Genomic DNA, 23540 nt, shown 5'->3' with positions numbered 1-23540 from the left:
CGGCGGAGCATCCTTTATTTGATAACCAATTGAATCATGGGGCGTACCTAATGATGCTCCAAATGATGCAATAAGTGAAGCACTTATACAGTAATTAGGGAATTTCTCCCTAAAATTCAGAGAATTTTGTTCATCAGACTTATAATTAGGGAAAACTTCCCTGAATTTTGGCCGATTCAGTAACTAATAAAGAAATCCCCCTGATTATTAGGGAGGAATTCCCTGATTTCGTCCTTTTAGAGCGAAAATCGGCTATTTTCAGGGAGTATTTCCCTAATTAGTTTACACTTACGCTGCACATCGCACATCGCACATCGCACATCGCACATCGCACATCGCTCACCATTTCACTATTTTTAGGACAACCTTACTGAAGACTTTGCGGCATACAGATAAGTAGTACCGCAAAAGAATTGTGGTTTTAACGAACGTTGTTTTCGGTGAAACGTCCTGCCTGGTTGTATACAATTGGATTAAATAGGAAGATATAGTTCCTTATATCTAAAAAGGGTAGGTGATAATATTGCTCTCAGACAAGAAACAATCTCTTCTATTTATTATTTTCGTATGGGCAATGGCGTTAGGGATGTTGCTGCTTCCGGAATCGGCGCAAGGTCTGTATGGATTTACTCCTTTTTTCACAGTATGTATCATGATGTTTCTGATTGTGAGAGATGGATACAGTGCTGAGGGATGGAGAAGGTTGAGCTTCAAATTTAGGGGAGGCAAAGAATACATATTGGCTTTAGTTATTCCCTTAGGTTCACTGGGAGCGGGATATGCTGTCTATTGGATGGGATGGAACTCAAGCTTAATTTCTCCAGATTCATGGATCAAGACTGCTATATATTTGCTCGTTTACATTGTTCTTGGTTCATTATCTGCTTTGGGGGAAGAGATCGGTTGGAGGGGTTGGCTGCTCCCGCGTTTTCAATGGATGGGAAGAGTAAGTTCTAGTGTAACAATGGGCTTAATCTGGGCTATATGGCATTATCCGGCGATTCTTGGGCCGCGTGCTTATCATTCCTCTGGAAGCCGCTGGCTCGTGGTGGTGCTCTTTACCTTATCTGTTATGTTTGCGGGCATCATTATAAATGAACTGCGTCTGACCTCCGGTAGTATTTGGCCGGCAGTGCTTTTACACGGAACTAATAATGCTGTAGATAGTGTTTTGCACAATATTACTGTCAGTTCTTCACCTATGTTGGAGTATGTAGCCGGGGAGAGTGGTTGGGTTCCAGTGATTTTATATGGCTGCGCAGCGATATGGATTCTGGATCGAAACCACAGAGTGAAGCAGCAAAAAGCCAGGATAGAGCTATAATTCAATGCGGATATTTAGAGGAGAAGGAATATCATGCATAAAAGTATATAATTTCCTTTGTGATTCATATAAAATGGTAGGGGAATACCAAATAAGAATAGAGATATGTATAATTTTGTTCGTTCGGGGGATTTGAAATGACAGTAAAACTCCGCCAGTTATTCATATCAGGGTTACTTTGCCTTTTTGTTTTTCTTATTATTCATTTTGTGTGGGTCATTCACTCTAACATCTTGCTTGGCGTTGGTCTGGAGCAGAATGAAGAAGGGCAATATTATATTGCTGAGGCAGACGTTTCAAGCGAAGGGTATAAACAGAATCTAAGGGAAGGGGATATCTTATTACGGGTTAATGGGAAACCGATTGATAAAGTGGATGAAGCTGTGAGATATGGAAGCTTAACTCAGGTTCAATCCGTTGACCTTCTTCGTAACTCCAAAGGGGGGGCTCCACTTGCTTTGCATTATGATATTGAGAATAAGTCCTCCATCTATCATACGTTTACCCAGCTTGTAGTCCCTGGAGCGACATTTGTTTTTTTGGCAGTGTTAAGCCTTCTATTATACCGCAGGAAAAGCGGGGATCGCTCAGCAGAGCTGCTGATTTTATTCTTTTTATTAGTCGGAATAACTTACTTTGCGGGATATGCCTCAAGTAGATCTGATCTTATAGGTAGAATCGCGATGGGTAGCGTGTTGCCTTTAATTCCACTGGTTTTTATTCACTTTCTCCAAGTATATCTGAAACGATTTGATGTATTAGTTCTATCTACTACTGTAATCAAAATATACTATGGCCTGGTCATTTTACTAAGCCTATTTTCCACCTCCAGTCTAATGGTTTACTCCTGGGATAGATCCTTGTATTCCTTTGTAAGGTTAATTATTATTGGGTTCTTTGTTTTTGGGATTTTTTACAGCATATTTAAGCTGCTATATTTATACATTACTTATCGAAGCACAGCGCTTAAATCGATGTTTAAAATTATGCTTACCGGACAAATCCTTGCGTTTACACCGTTTGTTCTCTTCTCAGCTGCACCCATTGCTGTTGGGGTCAACCTGATTCCTTACGAAATTACTACGATCTTTTTGTTTTTGATGCCAGTTACTTATTTTTATCTGCTGACGGCTAGGCAACTATTTGATATTGATTTCGCTTTTAATCGGTTTAAATATTATTTATTAATTGCTTTTTTTCCGGCGCTAATGATTGTAGCCGTACTTGCGATCATTCAGAGCAGGCAAGAGTATGATTGGATCAAATGGATTCAGATGTTTTTGGTTGTATATTTATCTATTACAATCTTTTTATTCTTTAAGGAGAAAATAGATTATTATTTCCGGCCTAAACTGTTCCGTGAGCTTTATCATTATCAAGGTAGTCTGGAGCGATTCTCGAAGCAAATCTCCAAGGTTATGATGCGGTCTGATTTGGAGGCTGCAATTTACAAGGAAATCAATGAGATTTTACCGTTTAGTCGTTCTGCTTTTTTTGAGAGAGATGAGGATATGAGTAACCTCGAACAAATAGTCGACAATTCGGGCCAAGAGATCAACATAGAATTTGTATCGAAATCTCCAGTTTTTAAGGTAGGAGAAGTAGTTCAACTCAAACAGGGGATCTTACTCGTAATCGGACGTCACCAAAAAAAATTTCATCTCCTCTGGATTGATCATAAGAAGAACCATACAAAGCTTAATTCGGATGAGCTTAACTGGTTAAATACCCTCGCAAATTATGCGAGTATTGTCTATGAGAATTTATATCTTATTGAAGGCTTGATTGAAGACCTTGAAGCAGAGATGAAAAAAGAGCTACATGCAGCACCATGGGTTCTACGCCTGATCTTTAACTTATCAGAGAAAGAACGCAGAAAGCTGGCGGCGGATTTACATGATTCTGCTCTTCAGGATCAGCTCATTTGGCTTCGCAGGCTGGAAACACTGATCTCCGATCATGATATTGAGGCGGATATTTTGCCAGAGCTGCTTCAGATTAAAGAGGGACTTCTGGATGTGATATATCAGATTAGGGAGACCTGCAATGAACTGCGTCCACCGCTGCTAAGAGAGACCGGAATTGTGAAGGCACTGGAACTATTGTTTGAGTATGCCCAGCTGCAGTCCAACTACATTATCACCTTTACATCCAGTCCGATTGGTGATCTAAGTGAAGACCTGGTGATTGCGTTGTATCGAATAGTACAGGAGCTCCTGCGGAATGCCGGGAAACATGCCAAGGCGAATCAGATTGAAATTGAGCTGGACCAGCAAGAGCACCTCTATTTTCGATATAAGGATGATGGGATTGGCATGAATATAGTTGATATCAGGGAATCTTTTCAGCATATGGGCCTGTCTGGAATCAAAGAACGTGTTGCTAGCTTAGAGGGGGAGTGCACTTTTACCTCGGAGAAAGGGAAGGGACTGGAGGTTATTATTTATTTACCGACAATGGCTTTTGTAGAAGAAAAGCACAGAGGAGGCGATGACGATGATACGTATCTTGTTGGTTGATGATCATCCTTCAGTCGGAGAAGGAACCAAAACTATGATTGAGCAGGACGCGGATATGGAGGTTACTTTTGTTTTGTCAGCGATGGAAGCTTTGGATAGGCTGGAGCAACAAGAATTTGATGTGATCTTATGCGACCTCAACATGCCTACGATCAGCGGACTTGAATTCGCCAAAAGAGCCGTTCAACGTGATCCTGAATCTAAAGTGGTGATTTATACCGGATATGAGATCAGTGCTCATTATAATCTTTTGATGGAGTCAGGGGTCACAGGATTTATCTCTAAAACAGCTTCCCGGGAACAGTTGTTAAATACCATTCGTTGTGCACTAAGGAATGAGGCGGTCATTCCGGTGTCTTTACTTAAACAGCTACGAAGAAATGATATCAAGATTTCTAATCACCGGGATAATCGGCTGCTTGAAGAAGTGTCCATTAATCAAAGAGAACAGGAAATACTCCAAGAAGTAGCTAGTGGAAAAAGCAATAAAGACATAGCCAGCAAGCTTTTAATGTCACAAAGGACTGTAGAGTATAACCTGACGAGAATCTTTGAGAAGCTTAGTGTACATTCCAGATCCGAAGCTATAGTGGAAGGGAAGCGACTAGGTCTTGTTAGGATGGAGACTTTCTAAGTTGAAGCCCATACAACCCAATACATAGTTTTGTTAGTTTTATTCATGGTGTTAAGCACCTCACTTTTGCATCTTGATCGTCATTACCTGTAATTCATAATTCTGAACCATTCAGGTATTTAGAGTATTATTCTGAAGAAATCAAGGAGGAACATCCATATGATTGACATGAACCAAATATTTTTGATTACAGATATCCCAGGTTACTCCCCGCAAATCAGCCGACTTTTATCCATGATGAACTATGCAAGATATACAACATTAGAAGCCGTTAAGGGTCTAACTGTGGAACAACTGGATTATTTATTGGATGCTCAGAGTAACTCTATTGGAGCGTTATTATTGCACTACGCTGCTGTAGAATATGCATATCAAGTAGCAACGTTTGAGCAAAGAGATTTGTCTGAAGAAGAGCTAACGAGATGGGGGCCAGCATTAAATTTAGGAGACGAAGGACGAGCCAATATTAAGGGGAATGACCTGAGCTATTATTTAGATCGCCTAAATGAAGTTAGACAAAAGACTTATGAATTATTCGCAACCGTCGATGATAATTGGTTATATACTGAAGAGGAATTCTGGCATAACAAACCTGCGAACTACTATTTTATGTGGTTTCACGTTTTTGAGGATGAAATCAATCATAGAGGCCAGATTAGGCTGATCCGAAAAAGAGCACTAGCTTAAGAAAGGAGGCGCGCGAATGGAGTACATAGAGAAAAATATAAAGCCTTTATTTAAGAAATATCCGCTGCTCTCGAAATTTGTATTAACAGTGGTGATTATAGACATCGTTTATTACGCCGGAAAACAAGTTGGAGGATTAGCTTATTACCTCATGCACTAATTTCTTTTGAAAATAAGCCGAATAGAAAAGGCGAGTTCCACTCATTTTGAGTGTGAATTCGCCTTTTTATATTGCTTAACCTAAATATCTGCTGTAGCTCTGACTCTTCCATGTGGCTATCCAGTTCATTATCAGTTCACACAAATTTGTTAGGATATGAAACATCAAAAGAGATATAGAGCATGACCAGGAGAGGAAGAGAAACAAATGAAAATATTAGAAGTTAAACATGTAAAGAAATCATATACTTTGTACGGTAAAGAAAAGGTGCCAGTACTCCATGATGTGAATCTAAGCTTTGAGACAGGTGAATTTGTCTCTATTCTAGGTGAGTCTGGCTGCGGAAAGTCCACACTGATGAACATCATTGGGGGAATGGACTCCGATTATGAAGGCGAGGTCCTTGTCCGCGGAAAGAATTTAAGCACGATGACCGAAAAGGAAATGGATGATTATCGCAAGAACAATATTGGCTTCGTTTTTCAAAATTTCAATCTGATCCCGCATCTGTCAGTTTTGGAGAATGTTACAGTGGCGATGCAGATGACGGATACCAGTGAGAAGGACCGTAATAAACGTGCTATAGATATTTTGACTGAGGTAGGCTTGAAAGAGCACCTGAAAAAACGTCCCAATCAGCTGTCCGGTGGACAGAAGCAAAGAGTGTCCATCGCCCGCGCGCTAGCGAATAATCCTGATATTATTTTGGCAGATGAACCTACAGGGGCATTGGACAAGGATACCGGCGATCAAATTTTAGCCTTATTGGACAGCATAGCCAAAAGAGGGATATTGGTCATTACCGTGACCCACTCACAGAAAGTAGCCGACTCTGGTACCCGTATCGTAAAGGTGGAAGAAGGACGGATTAAAGATGATATTCAGTTAAAGGACCGCTCTTTGATTAGTTACGATGGAGGAGAGGGGTCATCCCGGAATCTCAGTTTATTTGCATCTTTTAAAATGGCTCTGCAGAACATGAAGCTCAACGCCAAACGTAATGTATTGGTAGCTTTGGGTGGGTCTATTGGTATTTTAAGCGTACTGTTGATGCTTTCCTTAGGGAATGGAATTACGAACTATATGAATGACGAAATTAATTCAAGTATGGATCCTTTACTCGTGGATATAACTAAACCCAGTGAAGAAGCTAAAGGCATGCAAGGTCCAGAGGCAATGATGTTGCCCGGCGAAACGTTTACGGCTGCCGATATTGAAACCATCCGAAATATTCCAAATGTTGATTATGTAGAAACCATCACTTCCATTTCGGGCAAATCTACTATGGTTTATGCAGATCAGACGGTTAGTCTTACACAATTAACAACCTTAACGGATGCTTTTGCTAAAGAGACGATTACCGCAGGGGCTTTTCCAGAGGGCAAAGAGATATTATTACCCGTGAAAACGGCAAGTAAATTAAGCGGAAATGACAGTCCAGAGTCTTTAGTAGGGAAATCGATTTATCTATATATTAATGAAATGGATGCTAAGCATAAACCGATCACATTGGAACAAGAAGTCACTATCTCTGGTATTTATGAAAGCACTGATCCAAGAGCGCAAATGCAACCCACGGGTTATCTTCCAGCGCAGACTTTGGAGCAAATGTATGCTGACAAGGGGACTACAATAGGTCCAATTCAAGTTAATGCTTTTGCAACCGATATGAAATATGTGAATGATATTAATGCAGCCGCTGTTGATGCTGGATTCTCAGGTTCTCAATCGGCAAAAATCATGGAGCGAATCACAACTTATGTGAATATGGCTACTATAGTTCTCTCTGGTATTGCCGGGATTTCACTTCTCGTATCAGGGATCATGATATTGGTTGTGCTATATATCAGTGTAGTGGAACGGACTAAGGAAATTGGGATTCTTCGGGCAATTGGCGCAAGGAAAAAAGATATCAAACGTATATTCTTTTCTGAATCAGCTTTATTAGGTGTATTCAGCGGTATCTTTGCGGTACTCTTTGCCATTGTCATTAGTTATGTGTTAAATATTCTCTTGGACAATGCTTTTGGAGTGAAACTTATTAATCTATCCGGTTATTATGTGTTATTTGGGATCGTTGTGAGTACCCTGATTAGTATTATCGCCGGTTTGATGCCATCCTCTAAGGCTGCCAAACTGGATCCAATGGAATCTCTACGATATGAATAAATAGGTTAGCGGAGAGGAAAATTGAGAGATGAACACGATTCTAGTGGCGGATGATGATTCTCATATCCGTAGATTAATACGATTATATCTTGAAAAAAACCAATTTTCCGTAGTGGAAGCAGCAGACGGTCAAGAGGCATTAGACATTCTAGCGCATACAAAGATCGATTTGGTGATTGTAGATGTGATGATGCCAAATGTAGATGGTATTGAATTGACCGAAGATATCCGATCTTATATCGATATTCCAATTCTGATGGTTACAGCTAGAGGAGAATCTAAGGACAAAGTCAGAGGATTTAATGCCGGATCAGATGATTATTTAGTCAAACCGTTTGATCCCATTGAATTGGTCCTGAGGGTAAAATCACTATTAAAAAGATATCATTTAACCTCCTCGAGTGTGATTCAACTAGGCGCAGTGATGATTGATCTGGGGAATTTGAACGTTGTTACGGCTCAGAGAACGGTGGAGTTGAAGAAAAAGGAATGTGAGTTGTTATTTGCTCTGGCGGGTTCGCCAGGGCAAATATTCACGCGTTCTCAGCTCATAGAAAATATTTGGGGTGTCGATTATGAAGGCGACGAGCGTACGGTAGATGTACATATCAAACGTCTGAGAGAAAGACTTGAATCGATTCCCGAGCTAATTATTTCTACGGTAAGAGGACTTGGATACCGTCTGGAGTTGGCCTAAATGTTGAAAAAAAGCCTGCGTCTGCGTATTGTCATTACGTTCATTGGGATTGTGATCGTCAGCTTAATGATCTCTTTTTTGCTAAATGTACGGTTTTCCGAAAATAATGTGACCCCAAACCATATCTTCATTAGAGTAGCTGGAGACGTAGCCAAAGTGCTTACCCTAATCGATGATCCGGAAAAAGCACAGGCATTTACTAAACTGCTCAATAAATATGGGGTCGATATTGCGAAAGTGAGAGTGAATGAGTGGAGTGATGCTGTTTTTTCAGTGGATAAGGAGAAGGTTGCCGCTCTATTTAAGCCAGATTCCACAGACGCAGTGATGCTTAATGATAAGTCTGGTGTTGCTATTGTTGGCATTCCCATCGTAGATAAGGAGAAAGCTGCGCTCATCATTAAAATTGATTTTTCGTCGAGCTTGATCACATTCAGACGCAACGTGTTTTTTACACTTCTAACGGTTTTAGTCATTGGAAGTTTACTGATTCTCTTGATGTCCGGATTCATTGTTAAGCCTATCAAACGTCTGACGGAAGCAGCTAAAAAAATGGCATCAGGCGATTTATCTGTGCGCTTGACGCATAAAAATCAAGATGAGTTCGGGGAACTGATGGAAAGCTTTAATCATATGGCTAGTGAGCTGCAAAAGATAGACTCTGTTCGTGATGATTTTGTCAGCAATGTCTCTCATGAAATGCAGTCTCCGCTTACGTCCATTAGAGGGTTTACTAGAGCGCTGCAAGATGGTGTCGTTCCAGTAGAAGAGCAAAAAGAACATCTGGATATTATTTATCAGGAAACGCTGCGCTTATCCCGCCTAAGTGACAATCTGCTTAGATTAGCCTCGCTTGATTCAGAACATCATCCGGTTAATCTCACCACTTTTCAGCTGGATGAACAGTTAAGAAGAGCGATCGTTCTGGCGGAGCCACAATGGGCACAGAAAAACATTCAGATAGAATTGGATTTATTACCCTGCCAAATTACGGTGGATAAAGATTTGTTTGATCAAGTCTGGCAAAACCTAATCAATAATGCTATAAAATATACAAGCCAAGAGGGTATCATTCATGTCGAAATCGAGCGTTCTATAGCGTTTGTGAAGGTTTCTATTAAAGATTCTGGTCAAGGCATACCAGAGGCAGCATTGCCCCGCATTTTTGATCGTTTTTATATGGTGGATAAAGCGCGGAGCAGCGTTCATAAAGGGAATGGACTTGGATTATCCATTGTTTTAAAAATTCTAAAAATGCATGATTGTAAAATAGAAGTGGAGAGCAAGGTTGGGGAAGGAACCCAGTTTATCGTCTGGATCCCTGTCTCTCAACCCTATGAATAGTTAACGGGCTGAAGCTTAAGGCAAACGCAGACCCTTTCATTTGTGAACCAAGCAATAGAAGACTCTCAAAAAGTTCCCAGAACTCGGTTCGCGCAAGCCATAGTTGCAGTAGGAACTGAACATTTGATCGGCATGATTGAATTAAATATTAGTAGCCATACGGACAGAAGCGGCGAAATCGGCTATATTGTCCATCCTGATGCCTGGGGACAGGGAGTCGCTACAGCAGCGGCCAGACGAATGTTGAAATTTGGCTTTGAAGAACTGCAACTACATCGAATATATGCGACCTGTGACCCTAGAAATAGCGGATCATCCAAGGTACTCACCAAGATAGGTATGACTTATGAGGGAAGATTAAGAGATGCTTTGCTTATTAAAGATGGATGGCGGGATTCTTTGATGTTCAGTATGTTGGAGCATGAGTGGACGGTAGCCCGCTAAAAATTAACTCTTGCTTCCGATTGGTAAGTTCACTAGAATATAAGTATTAGCTTATATACTTTCAAGAGGAGGAGAGAAGGAATGCAGACACTAACGGAAATTGCTGAAGACTTGAAGCTGTTCGGAGATAAGACACGATTGGCAATGCTTTCTCTTCTGAAAGAGCGGGAATGGTGCGTGTGTGAATTCGTTGATATCTTTGACATTTCCCAGCCGGCGATTAGCCAGCATTTACGGAAATTGAAAAGTAGAGGAATCGTTAGGGAAAGCAAGCGGGGACAGTGGGTACATTATTCGTTAAATGTCGAGGATAAACCACATCTTAAAGCTGTTCTTCAACAGATGCCTAGTTCCAAATCGATATTGGCTGAACTGAATAAAGAGGCTAAAGAGCCATGCTGCGACTAAATTTCAGGTAAGGATTTTTTTGATTTATATATAATCATATAGTTATATAATGATGTTGGATTGAAGTCACATGCTTATATAGGAGTGTTGAAAAAGATGTGGATTTGCAGTAAAAGGAGGATGGCACTTTGGCTATTGTAGCTATCCTTATATTTTTAGTAACTTTAATCCTTGTAATCTGGCAGCCCCGTAATTTATCGATTGGATGGTCAGCCTGCGGTGGCGCGATCATAGCTTTGCTAGCTGGGGTAGTCAGCTTTAATGATGTTCTGGATGTAACGCAGATCGTGTGGAATGCTACTTTAGCGTTTGTGGCTATTATTCTGATTTCTTTAATTCTGGATCGAATCGGATTTTTTGAATGGGCTGCTTTACATATGGCGCGGGCTGCCCGCGGGAATGGCAGACGAATGTTTGTGTATGTCATCGTTCTTGGTGCGTTAGTGTCTGCATTTTTTGCGAATGATGGAGCGGCTCTGATTCTTACGCCTATTGTGCTTGCGATGGTAAGGGCATTGCATTTTGATGAGAAAAAAGTCTTTCCGTTTATTATCGCCAGCGGTTTTATTGCCGATACCACCTCACTGCCGCTCGTGGTCAGCAATCTGGTCAATATCGTATCAGCGGATTTTTTCGGAATTACGTTTATGGAGTATGCAGGCAAGATGATTATACCTACGTTGTTCTCCCTTGTTGCGAGCATCGTGGTGCTCTATTTCTTTTTTCGCAAAAGTATTCCCAAGCATTTTAACGATTCACAGCTAAAAGATCCGCATGAGGCGATTAAAGACAAAAAAATGTTCCAGCTGTCATGGATTGTATTGGCTGTTCTTTTGGTAGGGTATTTTGTCAGCGAATTTTTGGGTATTCCGGTATCTGTGGTTGCGGGGATCATAGCTATTTTGTTCCTGCTTCTCGCGAGAAGAAGCCCTTACGTCAAGGTGAAAGAAGTGATTACAGGAGCGCCTTGGGCGATTGTGTTCTTTTCCATTGGAATGTATGTCGTAGTATATGGACTTCGAAATGTTGGGCTGACGGATTTACTTGCTAAGATGATTGGGTCTATTGCTGATCAGGGCTTATTTGCCGCAACGATGGGTATGGGCTTCATAGCTGCATTGATCTCATCGCTGATGAATAATCTGCCTACCGTTCTGATTGACGCGCTTGCCATTGATGCGACGCATACCACTGGAATCATTAGAGATGCTTTAATATATGCGAATGTTATAGGCTCGGACTTAGGACCGAAGATCACTCCGATTGGCTCACTCGCCACACTGCTGTGGCTACATGTACTTTCGGCTAAAGGCGTGAAGATTTCTTGGGGAACGTATTTTAAGACAGGTATTATTTTAACCATTCCAACGTTATTTATTACGCTTTTAGGTCTTTATATGTGGTTGTTGATTAACTAATTTGGACAGGGGAAGATCAAGATGAACAAGAGAACGATTTATTTTTTATGTACAGGGAATTCCTGCAGAAGTCAGATGGCTGAAGGCTGGGCTAAGCAATATCTAGGAAAAGAATGGAGCGTGTACAGTGCAGGTATTGAAGCTCACGGTCTAAATCCAAAAGCTGTACAAGCGATGAGCGAAGTAGGCATAGATATTTCCGGCCAGACTTCGGATATTATTGATGCTAATCTGCTGAATAATGCGAATCTGGTCATTACCTTATGCGGAGATGCTGCGGATAAATGTCCAATGACCCCTCCGCAGGTCAAACGGGAACACTGGGGCTTCGATGATCCGGCAAAAGCGCAAGGGAGTGATGAAGAGAAGTGGGCAGTGTTCCAGCATGTGCGTGACCAGATTGGTGAAAGAATCAAACAATTTGCGGAGACGGGTGAATAAGCAAAAGGGAGGAAGTAACCTATTCTTTTAACTTAGGGTATTTCACCACTGGCCATTTCACTTTCCGTAAGGCATTGATCACTTCGGGCCCAACGTTCAAATTACTTTGAACCAATTCATGGGGAGTGAGAGCCATCCATTGGTTCAGAGAGACGTCGGCAAAACGGTCACTTTTGAACATTTCGAGGAACCACAACGATTCTTCTCCTGTATTCTGAATATAATGTCCAAATGCAAAAGGAACATACCCAACATCGCCAGCCCTGTAATTAAAGGTACGTGCTGCACCGTTTCCGGCAAACACAGTCATCCGTCCTTTTCCGGTAAGATAATATTGCCACTCATCGTTGTTGGGGTGCCAGTGGAGCTCTCTCATTCCTCCAGGTTCAATCTCTACCAGTGCAGCAGCCACGGTCTTGGAGACCGGAAAGTTGCTGGAGTCAACGATTCTGACGCTCCCGCCAGGAGTCTTTAATGGAGGCTGTGCCAACAGCGAATGTTTGAAGCTCTGTGGAATTTCTCCATATGGCGATTGCACCTTTTGGCTTTGTAATGAGCCGGGAACTTGATCCTGATAAATATAGACTTGTTCAGTGGGGATGGAGTCAAAGGCCTCGGCAGGTATTCCAAAGTTAGCTGAAAGTACCTCTTTAGGCGTATGGGCGAACCAATCGGAAATAGACAAGGTATTCAGATCAGAGAAGCTTCCGTCGTCGAAGACAAGGAGAAATTCACAGCCTTCTTCAAGACCTTGTATAGAGTGAGGAATACCCGGCGGAAAATACCATAGATCACCAGGTCCTACATCTGCTATAAAGTTCCGTCCATTCTGATCCACAGCAGTAATCCGGGCGCGGCCTAACAGCATATAAGACCATTCCGCTTGCTGATGCCAGTGAAGCTCTCGTACTCCACCGGGGGTCAGGCTCATATTCACACCTGCCAGTGTAGTTGCGATAGGGAGTTCTCTGACGGTTACTTCTCTGGACCAGCCACCATGATTAAGCTGCATATGCGCATCGGAGAAAGAAAATTTCAAATTGGGAACCAGGCCCGCATCAGTCACCGGAGGAACGAACATATCCGGATTCTCAAGATCCCGCATAACATCGCGGGGTCCTTTATCTAATCCCCCTGTGCCATCGCTTCGGATGGGCTGGGGGATGTTTGTTTTGTTTGCCGAATCCTGTCCAGCAGAAGTCATAAGATGTTCTCCTTTCTTGTTCCTAAAGCGTTCAATGAAAATATATGCGGAATGCTGTCTTTTATGATGGATAGCAGAAGTGGTACAAGTTGACATGTGTAGGGTCATCATTGATTATTACTAATAGAGGCTAAGGTTCTAGATGAACTGGAGAGGGGTTTGTGATGATTCACATCAAGGAGTCCTTACAACGATTAGGGAAAATAAAAGCTTACGTAATAGGTCTATTAGTGATTATGTTCGCCGCGGGATCTGCGGTTACACCTACATCGGTGTCGGCAGCTGTCCAGTTAGGGACACAGGTAATGCCACTGTCATACGGGGGATATTACGTGCTTTTTCCAGGTAAACTCGCCCCTTATTTCAAAGCAGGTAAATTAATGGTGCCGATTCGAGCCTTCTCCAATGCGATTGGCGCAGATTTGCTCTATGACGCTCTGAGCAAGAGTATTACTGTTTCACTGCTGGACCGATCGGTAGGAAATATTAAAGCAGGGCAGCTAGAGGCAGATTTTAATGGGGAGACCGTAGATTCATTAGGCGTTGCTCCAGAGATAAAGGATGGCACTCTGTTTGTTCCGGCGTCTCCCATTTTAGAAGGGCTTAAGTCTTTTCGCTGGGAAGTGCAATTTAATAATGTGAATAAATTAACCCTTGGTATTGGAGCCAGAAAAGGGGAGGAATGGGTGAAGCCTGAGGCAGATCGTGCGCTTGCTCCTTATCCACTCGAAACGACAGCACATCCGTATCCGTTATATCCTACTATGCTAACGCAGGCTCAATCCGGGAAAGAATATAGATTGACCTTAGGCGTGCAAAATACCTCCGGATTCATCATCCCTAAAGGAAACGCTGAATTAGAGCTGGTGAGTGTGGACAGTAAAGGGAATTCTTTTTATCAAACGTTGAAAGGACCTGATTCCTCAACCTCCAAGACGGCATTATTATCATTTTCCGTTAACATACCAACAGAGGCTGAATACGTCATTTTCAGGTCACGCACCTTGAGAGCGCAATAAGGCAATTGCTATAGATTATTCCAACAAGCTAGACAGAGAGCGGGTAAAGAAACAGATGACAGGTAACAAAGAACAGCAATATCGCTTCAGCGAAGCACCGATTTGGGAATTGCAACGAACATATTATGAAGAGCAGGGATTAAAGGCTTGGAATAATGATCAGGTCCCGCAGTACATTACGAGTAACCCTATGATTGCGACAGCATACGCAGAGATGATCTTTGGATTTCTGCAAGACCGGGCTGGACAAGGGCATCTCTCAGAGACCGTTACGATTCTAGAACTTGGAGCAGGAGCAGGCCGGTTAGCCTTCCATGTGCTTAAAAAGTTATGTGAAATCGTAGACTACGCAGATATTCCTCTTCCTCCTTTTCGTTATGTGATGAGTGATTTGCCTTCCAAAAATATATCCAGCTGGCAGCAGCACCCGAGCCTACTTCCTTACGTAGAGCAGGGTATTTTGGACTTCGCTCGTTTTGATGCTGTGCAGGATGTAGAACTACATTTAGTACACGCTAAGCTCAGCATTCGGCCGGGTGATTTACAGCAGCCATTGGTGATTGTGGCAAATTACTTTTTTGACAGCATTCCGCAAGAATTAATTTATGTGGATGAAGGAAAAATATATGAATGTGAGGTTTCGATCCAGTATTCGGCGGAAGTTGATCCGGATAACCCCTCCGATGCGCTCGGCAAAATCATCCCGCAGTACCATTATAGGCGTGCGGCTAGTTATGAAGAGGAGACTTATCCCTATCATGACGTTATAGCGCTTTATCAGCAGAAGCTGGAGGATTCACATATACTCTTTCCGGTTGTGGGGCTTACTTGTCTGGAGCGGCTTGCGCGGCTCTCTACAGAGGGATTCGTGCTGCTTACAGCGGATAAGGGAGACCATCGCTTAGAGAACTGGGAATTTGCAGAACCTCCATTGCTGATTCATCACGGAAGCTTCTCTTTGACCGCGAATTATCATGCGATAGAGCATGTGCTGAAACAAAAAGGGGCGCATTCAATATTCACCAGTCATCACTATAAAAACCTGAACATCGGCTGTATTCTTATGCTACCAACACCGCTGAGCTATACAAACACTCGGCTGGGTTACAAGCGGTTTATAGAACGTTTTGGCCCGGATGATTTCTTTAGTATGAAGGAATGGATGGATCAGCAATTAGATACGATGGGGCTGCAGCAAATTTTGGCCTTTTGGCGTTTGGGTGGGTATGATGCTGAATGGTTTATCCATAGCGCTGAACAGATTTCGGAGCTGCTGCCGGGTGCCAGTGATGAAGAAATGCTGGATCTACAGCGAGGTATACAGTTGATGTGGACGGGCTATTATCCGATGGAACAGAGTTATGATCTGTCGCTAGATGCGGGGTTGCTGCTGTATGAAATGGATAAATTCGCGGAAGCATTGGGTTACTTAGAACGCTCCATGCATGCGATCACGGAAGAACCATTGGCATCAGTGCTTTATAGCATGGCAATTTGTAACTACGAGCTAGGAGCTGAAGCTGCTGCATTGGAATACGCGCGTAGAGCTTTGGCTGCAGAGCCTGACAATGAAGTAGTATTGGAACTTCTAGCGGCGCTGAGCGGGGAATAAGCACATTTACATAGGGTTATCTTTTTGGTATCCTATACAAAATAATCAAACGCGATGACGAGAAGAGTACATGAAATCATTCCTTCACAGAGAGCCCTGGATGATGAGAACAGGGTAAGGGGGATTTTATCGAAACAAGCCTCTGAGCGGCATATCGGAACCGGATTAAGGGGATGGTATGACGGGAGCTCCTGTTATAGAGCTAGAGTATAAGCACTGCGTAAGATGTTTTGCCGTACTTGATGAGATTAATATGGCGACATATTAATGAACCTGGGGTGGTACCGCGAGAATTTCGTCCCCAAGACCATAAGTCTTGGAGGTGAGGTTCTTTTTATTTTGCAGATTAAGCAGGCGGATATCACTTATAAACAGGAGGTAACACCAATGAGCGAGGAACCGGAAGTATTAGCAGAGAGTTACATCGACAGATTGATTCAAGAAGAGCTGGAAGCAGGGACTTACAATAGAGATATATGCACGAGATTTCCACCGGAGCCTAACGGGTATCTGCATATTGGCAGTGCGTATGCTATTCATACGAACTATACGACTGCGAAAAAGTATGGCGGGAAGTTCCATTTGCGCTTTGATGACACCAATCCTTTAAAAGAGGATCTGGAGTATGTAAATGCCATCATCGAAGATATTCAATGGATGGGCTATCCACCGGACCATATTTTTTATGGATCAGACTATTCTGAGAAAATATACAATAGCGCAGTTACGTTAATCCGAAAAGGAAAGGCGTATGTCTGTGATTTATCACCTGAAGAGGTGACAGCCTATAGAGGGACGCTTACGGAGCCGGGAAAAAACAGCCCGTTCCGGGAGCGTTCTGTGGAAGAGAATTTGCGGTTATTTACGGAGATGAAAGCTGGAGATTATCCAACGGGAGCCAGAGTGTTGCGAGCTAAAATAGATATGAGCTCACCTAATATCAACTTACGTGATCCGGTGATTTACAGAATCATTCATGCGGAGCATTATAGAACGGGTAACGAATGGTGTATCTATCCGATGTATGATTTTGCCCATCCTATACAAGATGCTATCGAAGGGATTACGTATTCCTTATGCTCGATTGAATTTAAGGATCATCGGCCGCTCTATGAGTGGGTATTGAATGAGCTGGATATCCCTGAGGCTCCTAAGCAAAGAGAGTTTGGACGGGTGAACATCACCGGAGTTGTGACGAGTAAACGATATATCAGACAGCTGGTTACAGGCCATTATGTGGATGGCTGGGATGATCCGAGACTTCCTACGCTTCGCGGTTTACGCAGAAGAGGTTTTACGCCGGAGAGTATCCGGAATTTTGTGAAGGAGATTGGCTTTGTCAGAAATAGCACCATTGTGGATATTGCCATGTTAGAGCATGCGCTTAGACAAGATCTGAAGGCAAAGGTTCCAAGTGTGATGGCTGTTCTTAAGCCTTTAAAAGTGGTCATTACTAATTATCCTGAGGATCATAACGAAGGGCTGACGATTGAGAATAACAGTGAAGATAAGTCACTTGGAGAAAGAGAGGTTCCTTTTTCACGAACCCTTTATATTGAACAAGAAGATTTCATGGAGGAGCCGCCAAAAGGTTATCACAGGCTGACTATGGGGAATGAAGTAAGGCTAAAGGGTGCTTATTTCATAAAATGCAATGAAGTAATCAAGGATGAAGTTACCGGAGAAATCCTAGAGCTTCGCTGCACCTATGATCCGAGAACGAAGAGCGGAAGCGGGTTTAAAGAACGGAAGGTTAAGGCGACCATTCACTGGGTATCGGCAGACCATGCTATCAAGGCTGATGTTCATCTATATGAGCGTCTGCTGAAAGATAACGACGGTCCTAAAGAAGACGGTGAGCGCTGGGACGAGTATCTTAATCCAGATTCCTTAACGATCCTGAAGGATTGTTTGCTGGAGCCATCAATGGGCAACGCAAGGCCAGAAGATAAATTTCAATTGATCCGGCACGGATTTTTCTGTGTGGATAAGAAGTATACCACGGCAGATAAGCTAGTGCTGAACCGGATAGTACCGCTCAAGGACACATGGAAGAAAAATTCATAAGCAGCTTAAGCTGGGCGAAGATCGGGTAATTCCTGATCATCGTCCAGCTTTTTTTGTGCCTAGTCGTTGGTGAACAAGCAAATGAAAATTCCATATGAAACATGTTTACATTTTTCAGAAATAAGCATATACTTTAAATATAAGTTGCACAGGGGAAACTTTCGTGTATATAGACAACTTTTTCAGGGCAAGAGGAGGAATTGAAATGCTCGAACAAACTTTAGTAGAACAACCACATATAAAACAACATAAGAACTCGGTTTCAGCACAAGCCGTACTTAACGGGGAGATCAAAGGGATTAAACGATTACTTCCTTTTCTAGGCCCAGCTTTTATCGCTGCTGTTGCTTATCTGGATCCAGGTAATTTTGCCACCAATATTACGGCGGGCTCCAAATATGGATATCTCTTATTGTGGGTGATCGTGGCCTCTAATCTAATGGCTGTGCTAATCCAAGCGTTATCCGCCAAGCTGGGGATTGCGACAGGCAAGAACTTGCCTGAGATCGCTCATGATCGTTTTCCGAAGAGTGTATCTATCTTCTTATGGATTCAAAGTGAGCTAGTGATTATAGCTACGGATCTGGCAGAGTTTATCGGGGCGGCATTAGGACTATATCTCTTATTTGATATTCCCATGCTGCCAGCAGCACTGATTACTGCGGTGGGCTCATTTGCTATCTTAGAGCTGCAACGCCGGGGATACCGCTCCCTAGAGGCAGGGATTGCTGCGATGATCCTTATAGTCGTATTAGCCTTCGCTTTTCAAGTTATTGTAGCTAAACCGGATATGGGAGCAGTTGCCGTAGGCATGTTTACACCTAAGTTTGAAGGGGTGGACAGCATCCTATTGGCCGCAGGAATTCTAGGTGCAACCGTGATGCCACATGCGATTTACCTGCATTCATCACTTACACAGAACCGTATCGTCGGGGTGAATGAATCGGAGAAAAAACAGATTTTCAAATTGGAATTTATAGATATTATTATTGCGATGATTATCGCAGGTGCAGTAAATCTGGCTATGGTTATTGTCTCCGCGGCATTGTTTTTCAAAAATGGTCTCGTGGTTGAAGATCTGGATGTCGCGTTTCAACAATTTGGTCACTTAGCTGGGCCAGTAACGGCGATCTCGTTTGGGTTGGGACTACTCATTGCGGGACTGTCGAGTTCCTCCGTAGGGACTATGGCTGGCGATGTGGTTATGCAAGGCTTCATCAACAAAAGAATTAACCTGTACTTGCGCCGTGCGATTACCATCATTCCGCCACTAGCGATCATTGGTTTTGGTGTGAATCCAACCAAAGCGCTCGTGATCAGTCAGGTGATCCTGTCCTTTGGGATTGCGTTCGCGTTGATTCCGCTGGTTGTGTTTACAAGCAATCGCCAGATTATGGGCGGGTTAGTGAATCGCAAAATGACAGCCACTCTGGGCTGGATTATCTCCGGTCTGGTTGTATCGTTGAACTTGTTCTTGGTCTATCAAATGCTCGTATAAGGAAGCAGTCAAAAGAGCCCGACCCACAGATCTCCTCAGATCATACCTGAGAGATACATGGGTCGGGCTTTTTTTTGGAGTGTTGTTCCAGCCAGTTATTTAAAATAATCCGCAACGCCTTCAGCGATGGCTTTAGCCGCTTTTTTCTGATAGGAGGCCTTGCGGACAATGGACTCGTCTGTAGGATTGGTAAGGAATCCAAGCTCAACCAAGGTAGCTGGAATCCGATTCTCCCTTAGGATGTGATAATCGCCAAAGGACAACCCGTTGCTTTTCAGACCGATGCCTTGCCCCAGCCGGGTTTCAATCGCCCGCGCCAGCTTCAAATCATCCGCTTCTGAATAAAAGAAGGTCAACGTTCCGGACACATTTTTAGGTGAAGAATTATAATGAACGCTTACAAAAGCATCAGCACGCAGGGCTTGGCTCATCTGAACACGACGCGCTAACGTCGGCTTCTGATCATCTCGGGTGCGCGTCATCTCTACCCGTGCTCCTTTAGCAACAAGAGCATCGCGGACATAAAGTGCAGTATGCAGATTCAAATCTTTTTCCATGGTGTTATATGTAGTGCCAAGCATGCCTGGATCACTCCCGCCATGACCAGGATCGATGACGATCAGCTTTCCTCGTAGTCCGCCTTTATGCTGGACGGTACTTATGCTGCTCGTACTGCTTGATGTGCTTCCACTTCGGATATACTGCTCTGCCACCCAACCGGTTTCACCGCTGGCTGTACGAATTCGAGCCCAGCCGTTCTGATGAAGAAGGAGAGTGACTGTATCCTTGGCTTTTAAAGAACCGAGCACCTTATATTGTGTTCCTGGGCCATTTCGGATGCGCAGAGAATTAGCCGTGACTGTAGCCTTTGAAGTTCTACTAGAAGCATTGGCTGATGTTGACGAGGCAGTATTGGTTTTAGTAGCAATAGACGTTCCAGAAGCGCTGGATTGCAGGGAGTTGCTGTTCACCTTTTTTAGGTAATAACCCGCTACCCAGCCAGAGGTGCTCCCCGCCTTAACCTTTAACCATCCGTGCTGCTCATCAGTCACAGTAACCCGAGCCCCATTCTTAATTGATCCTACAACAGTTGCATTCTTAGCCGGTTCATCGCGTACATTTAAAGAACTCGCATATACCTGTGCGGTATAACTTCCCGCTGCTGTCTTTGCTCCAGCAGACTGTGGCGCTGCTATACCCAAAAGGCAAGCTGTGAGCAGGGTGACACCTATCATTTTGTTCATAGTATCCTCGCTTTTTGAGAGTAGTCGTAATTCCTTACCCAATTTACGAGGTTTAGAATAATATTTTTTGAGAATATGGCCTCTTTTCTGGTGGTCTAAAGACTTGTATAATTATTACATATCGGGAAAGAGGATGAAGGAGCATTGCCGTGACTAAACCAAAGCTATTCATTGGATCTTCCAGGGAGTCTATACGTTATGCAAGAGCGATTCATGAGCAGCTGAAGAGGGATGCTGAAGTGCATCCTTGGTATGCCAACGCTTTTCGGGCGAATGAATACACTATGGAGGCGTTGGAGCGAAATTTGGATGAGAGCGATTTTGCCGTATTTGTGTTCTCGCCAGATGATGTCGCCAAAATCCGTGGTAAATATTATTATGTGACCCGCGATAATACGGGGTTTGAAATGGGTTTGTTTTGGGCTAGATTACGGCGCAGCCGTGTTTTTTGTCTAGTGCCTGATCAGGTAACTGCGCGTGATGATCTCATCCCTGGAGAAAATGTAGAAGAATATCATCTGCTATCTGATTTAGCGGGAATTACATCTTTAGAGTATGAAGTACATCACGATAATCCTACGGCTGCTGTGGATGTGAGCTGTGGTAAGATTATTGATAGTATTCAAGAGCGTGGAAGATTCCGTGACCCGCTTAAAGATTTAGAGCAGCTAAGGATGGATTTAAGGCGCAAGGAAAGTATCCTTCATTTTTTTTGGCAATATAATAGTAATGTGACCATCTCCGAGAATGGAGAGAAGTATCACGCACTTAGTGAGGCGATACGCAATTCCTTTTTACCTCCGAAGCATTGTCGTGTAATCGGTGCAGCCATCTGGCAGGCACAAGAGAAGGAACAACTTGTTCAGGTGGGGGGGAATGTCGGACGCGGTCACTCCTATCCCTTGTCTGTAACGAAAGGGAATGAGAAGCAGCCTAGTGTGGTAGATGCATTTTTATCGAGTAAATGGACTTTTTTTCAACGCACGGAAGTTGCAGAGGTATATATCCTATGCTATCCTCTAGGTAAGAAGTATGTTCTTTCCGTTCATTTCTCAGGAAGTGATGGATTATCTGCAGATGATCTTAAGGCGGTAGTTGGGAATAATCAGGATTTATTCCGTACCATCAATCATTTAGTAGGAGAGGATTCAGCATGAAGAGAATAAAAGGTATTAACAGCTTATCCGATGCTGTTCTCCGATCTGCGAGTGGTGGGAGCAGGAGTGCAGGCGGCGATGACAAAAGCACCAAAAGAAAAGCGGGCTCGAGTCATTCTGCTCAGCAGCCAGCTTCAGCTCAGATTTATACTGCACCTTCTTTGGACGGCGGAGACGACGAATATAAGAAGCTTATCAGCGGAAAAGTAGATAATAATAAACCATCCTTTGCGTGATTTTTTTTATAAAAAGGGGGCCTCAGCCGTTGGCTTGAGGGCCCCTTTTTGGTATTCCATTCTAACGGCTGTTCTTCTTGGCGATCTCACGCCGTACTACAGGTGCAACCTCTGTTGCCAAAAGTTCAATGGCTTTGGCTACCTGAGCGTAAGGAAGGCCGCCGATATCGAGCTGAGTCATAAAGCGGCTATGACCGAACAGCTCATGCTGATAGAGAATTTTTTCGATAATTTGCTGCGGGCTGCCCACAGCCATCGTGTTATCAGCAGATACATATCGCCCAAAGTCATCACGAGACACCTTGTACTCTTGACCCGGTTTTGGACTGATAGAGTTACGGTAACTATAGTAGTAAGGGTAATATTCATCCAAAGCCTGCTGTGAGGTTTCAGCAATGTAACCGTGGCTAGTGATCGCAATCTTTAGATCCTCAGGTGGATGTCCTGCTTGAATTCCGGCACGCCGATAGGTTGCGGCAAGCTCTTGAAAAGGCTCTGGACTGCCGCTTAGGATGGCGATAGCCATTCCGGTCCCGAGCATCCCGGCCTTCTCCGCGCTTTCTGGAGAACCGCCTACACCAATCCAGAGCGGAAGATTCTCCTGTAATGGACGTGGAGCAATCTCCGAATTCTTCAGCGATGAACGGAAGGCGCCCTCCCAGTTCATAACTTCATGTTTGTTAAGCTCCAAGAGTAAATTGATGTTCTCGGAAAATAGTCGGTGATAATCTTCAAGCTCATACCCGAAGAGCGGAAAAGACTCCACAAAAGCACCACGCCCCGCAATAATCTCTGCACGTCCATTCGACAGCAAATCAAGTGTGGCGAAATCCTCGAACACCCGTACAGGATCAATGGTGCTTAATACGGTTGTTGCGCTCGTTAGTTTAATTCTGTTAGTAACCTGAGAAATGGCAGCCAGCACCACTGGCACCGAAGAAATTACAAAATCAAGACGATGATGCTCACCTACACCAAATACATCAAGTCCCGCCTCATCTGCCAGCTTAGCTGCAGCTACAACTTCGTCGAGACGTTGTTTTGGACTGATCTTCTTCCCTGTATGACAATCCGCTACGATGTCTCCTAAGGTATAGATACCAAATTCAAAATCGGATGCTGGTGCTGCGGTTGCTTCGTTACTCATGCTCACAAACCCCTTGTTATTCATATATTTGCTAAAGCCTGTCCGTGTATGGAGGAATGTGATTATTATAACACAATGACTTACAAAATGTAAGTTTGTGAGTAAATGTTT

The 23540-nt window shown here is 43.3% G+C and carries 21 protein-coding genes and 1 other annotated feature; of the genes, 18 read left to right on the top strand and 3 right to left on the bottom strand.

Translation table 11 applies throughout. The annotated features are described in order from the left end of the window. Nucleotides 1-514: 514 nt before the first annotated feature. The 12 genes from MHH46_RS28125 (at nt 515) to arsC (ending at nt 12245) form a co-directional block, all read left to right on the top strand. A complete protein-coding gene (locus MHH46_RS28125) occupies nt 515-1324 on the top strand; it encodes a type II CAAX prenyl endopeptidase Rce1 family protein (protein ID WP_405132541.1) in 810 nt (269 codons plus the stop codon). A 137-nt stretch (nt 1325-1461) separates the two neighbouring features. Beyond that, nucleotides 1462-3843, top strand: a complete 2382-nt coding sequence (locus MHH46_RS28120; RefSeq protein WP_076193624.1) for an ATP-binding protein — start codon at nt 1462-1464, stop codon at nt 3841-3843. After that, on the top strand, nt 3821-4477 hold the full coding sequence (locus tag MHH46_RS28115) for a response regulator transcription factor (protein WP_038573390.1): 657 nt from the start codon (nt 3821-3823) through the stop codon (nt 4475-4477). Before MHH46_RS28120 ends, MHH46_RS28115 begins: the two co-directional genes overlap by 23 nt. A 168-nt stretch (nt 4478-4645) precedes the next feature. Further along, nucleotides 4646-5164 (top strand): DinB family protein, encoded by a 519-nt coding sequence (locus tag MHH46_RS28110; protein WP_076128815.1) that lies wholly within the window; start codon nt 4646-4648, stop codon nt 5162-5164. Nucleotides 5165-5180: 16 nt separating this feature from the next. Next, complete coding sequence (locus MHH46_RS28105) at nt 5181-5324, top strand: hypothetical protein (protein WP_162636847.1); 144 nt, start codon at nt 5181-5183, stop codon at nt 5322-5324. A gap of 207 nt (nt 5325-5531) precedes the next feature. Next, nucleotides 5532-7493, top strand: a complete 1962-nt coding sequence (locus MHH46_RS28100; RefSeq protein WP_076185467.1) for an ATP-binding cassette domain-containing protein — start codon at nt 5532-5534, stop codon at nt 7491-7493. 28 nt (nt 7494-7521) lie between these two features. Next, a complete protein-coding gene (locus MHH46_RS28095; protein WP_076128780.1) occupies nt 7522-8190 on the top strand; it encodes a response regulator transcription factor in 669 nt (222 codons plus the stop codon). Next, nucleotides 8191-9534, top strand: a complete 1344-nt coding sequence (locus MHH46_RS28090) for a cell wall metabolism sensor histidine kinase WalK (protein WP_076277125.1) — start codon at nt 8191-8193, stop codon at nt 9532-9534. Between the two features lie 42 nt (nt 9535-9576). Continuing rightward, nucleotides 9577-9978 carry a GNAT family N-acetyltransferase gene (locus MHH46_RS28085; protein WP_076193627.1) on the top strand — a complete coding sequence of 134 codons (402 nt, stop codon included), beginning with the start codon at nt 9577-9579 and terminating at the stop codon, nt 9976-9978. 81 nt (nt 9979-10059) lie between these two features. After that, on the top strand, nt 10060-10386 hold the full coding sequence (locus tag MHH46_RS28080; RefSeq protein ID WP_076128778.1) for a helix-turn-helix transcriptional regulator: 327 nt from the start codon (nt 10060-10062) through the stop codon (nt 10384-10386). A 128-nt stretch (nt 10387-10514) separates the two neighbouring features. Continuing rightward, nucleotides 10515-11804: an arsenic transporter gene (locus MHH46_RS28075; protein ID WP_076193629.1), complete on the top strand. Its 1290-nt coding sequence runs from the start codon at nt 10515-10517 to the stop codon at nt 11802-11804. Nucleotides 11805-11825: 21 nt separating this feature from the next. Next, nucleotides 11826-12245, top strand: coding sequence for an arsenate reductase (thioredoxin) (gene arsC / locus MHH46_RS28070; protein WP_076193631.1), 420 nt, complete (start codon nt 11826-11828; stop codon nt 12243-12245). Nucleotides 12246-12264: 19 nt separating this feature from the next. Here arsC and MHH46_RS28065 read toward each other — a convergent pair whose 3' ends face one another. After that, the gene (locus MHH46_RS28065) at nt 12265-13449 is read right to left on the bottom strand and encodes an oxalate decarboxylase family bicupin (RefSeq protein WP_076128773.1); all 1185 of its coding nucleotides are present in this window, start codon (nt 13447-13449) and stop codon (nt 12265-12267) included. A 164-nt stretch (nt 13450-13613) separates the two neighbouring features. On the opposite strand from MHH46_RS28065, the gene MHH46_RS28060 reads away from it, so the two are divergent. From MHH46_RS28060 to MHH46_RS28045, 4 genes are all read left to right on the top strand, one after another. Next, nucleotides 13614-14468, top strand: a complete 855-nt coding sequence (locus MHH46_RS28060; protein WP_076193634.1) for a copper amine oxidase N-terminal domain-containing protein — start codon at nt 13614-13616, stop codon at nt 14466-14468. A gap of 55 nt (nt 14469-14523) precedes the next feature. After that, nucleotides 14524-16080 carry an SAM-dependent methyltransferase gene (locus MHH46_RS28055; protein ID WP_076193636.1) on the top strand — a complete coding sequence of 519 codons (1557 nt, stop codon included), beginning with the start codon at nt 14524-14526 and terminating at the stop codon, nt 16078-16080. Nucleotides 16081-16125: 45 nt separating this feature from the next. Continuing rightward, nucleotides 16126-16386 (top strand) — a binding site (T-box leader). 81 nt (nt 16387-16467) lie between these two features. Next, the gene (locus MHH46_RS28050) at nt 16468-18147 is read left to right on the top strand and encodes a glutamine--tRNA ligase/YqeY domain fusion protein (RefSeq protein ID WP_076193638.1); all 1680 of its coding nucleotides are present in this window, start codon (nt 16468-16470) and stop codon (nt 18145-18147) included. A gap of 205 nt (nt 18148-18352) precedes the next feature. After that, entirely contained in the window at nt 18353-19645 is a 1293-nt protein-coding gene (locus MHH46_RS28045) for an Nramp family divalent metal transporter (protein ID WP_076104178.1), read from the top strand. A 95-nt stretch (nt 19646-19740) separates the two neighbouring features. On the opposite strand, the gene MHH46_RS28040 is transcribed toward MHH46_RS28045, so the two are convergent. Next, the gene (locus MHH46_RS28040) at nt 19741-20889 is read right to left on the bottom strand and encodes an N-acetylmuramoyl-L-alanine amidase (protein WP_076193640.1); all 1149 of its coding nucleotides are present in this window, start codon (nt 20887-20889) and stop codon (nt 19741-19743) included. 149 nt (nt 20890-21038) lie between these two features. On the opposite strand from MHH46_RS28040, the gene MHH46_RS28035 reads away from it, so the two are divergent. Both MHH46_RS28035 and MHH46_RS28030 read left to right on the top strand, forming a co-directional pair. Beyond that, nucleotides 21039-22046, top strand: coding sequence for a TIR domain-containing protein (locus tag MHH46_RS28035; RefSeq protein ID WP_179086322.1), 1008 nt, complete (start codon nt 21039-21041; stop codon nt 22044-22046). Continuing rightward, on the top strand, nt 22043-22282 hold the full coding sequence (locus tag MHH46_RS28030; RefSeq protein WP_036680302.1) for a hypothetical protein: 240 nt from the start codon (nt 22043-22045) through the stop codon (nt 22280-22282). The genes MHH46_RS28035 and MHH46_RS28030 overlap by 4 nt, the downstream gene beginning before the upstream one ends. A gap of 61 nt (nt 22283-22343) precedes the next feature. On the opposite strand, the gene MHH46_RS28025 is transcribed toward MHH46_RS28030, so the two are convergent. Further along, nucleotides 22344-23429 (bottom strand): LLM class flavin-dependent oxidoreductase, encoded by a 1086-nt coding sequence (locus MHH46_RS28025; RefSeq protein WP_076128762.1) that lies wholly within the window; start codon nt 23427-23429, stop codon nt 22344-22346. Nucleotides 23430-23540: the final 111 nt, after the last annotated feature.

Origin of the sequence: Paenibacillus sp. FSL H8-0175 (assembly GCF_045040615.1) — a bacterium.
GTDB lineage: Bacteria > Bacillota > Bacilli > Paenibacillales > Paenibacillaceae > Paenibacillus_AQ > Paenibacillus_AQ odorifer.
The sequence above is the reverse complement of the archived record's forward strand: the minus strand, read 5'-3'. Positions and strand labels throughout refer to the sequence as shown.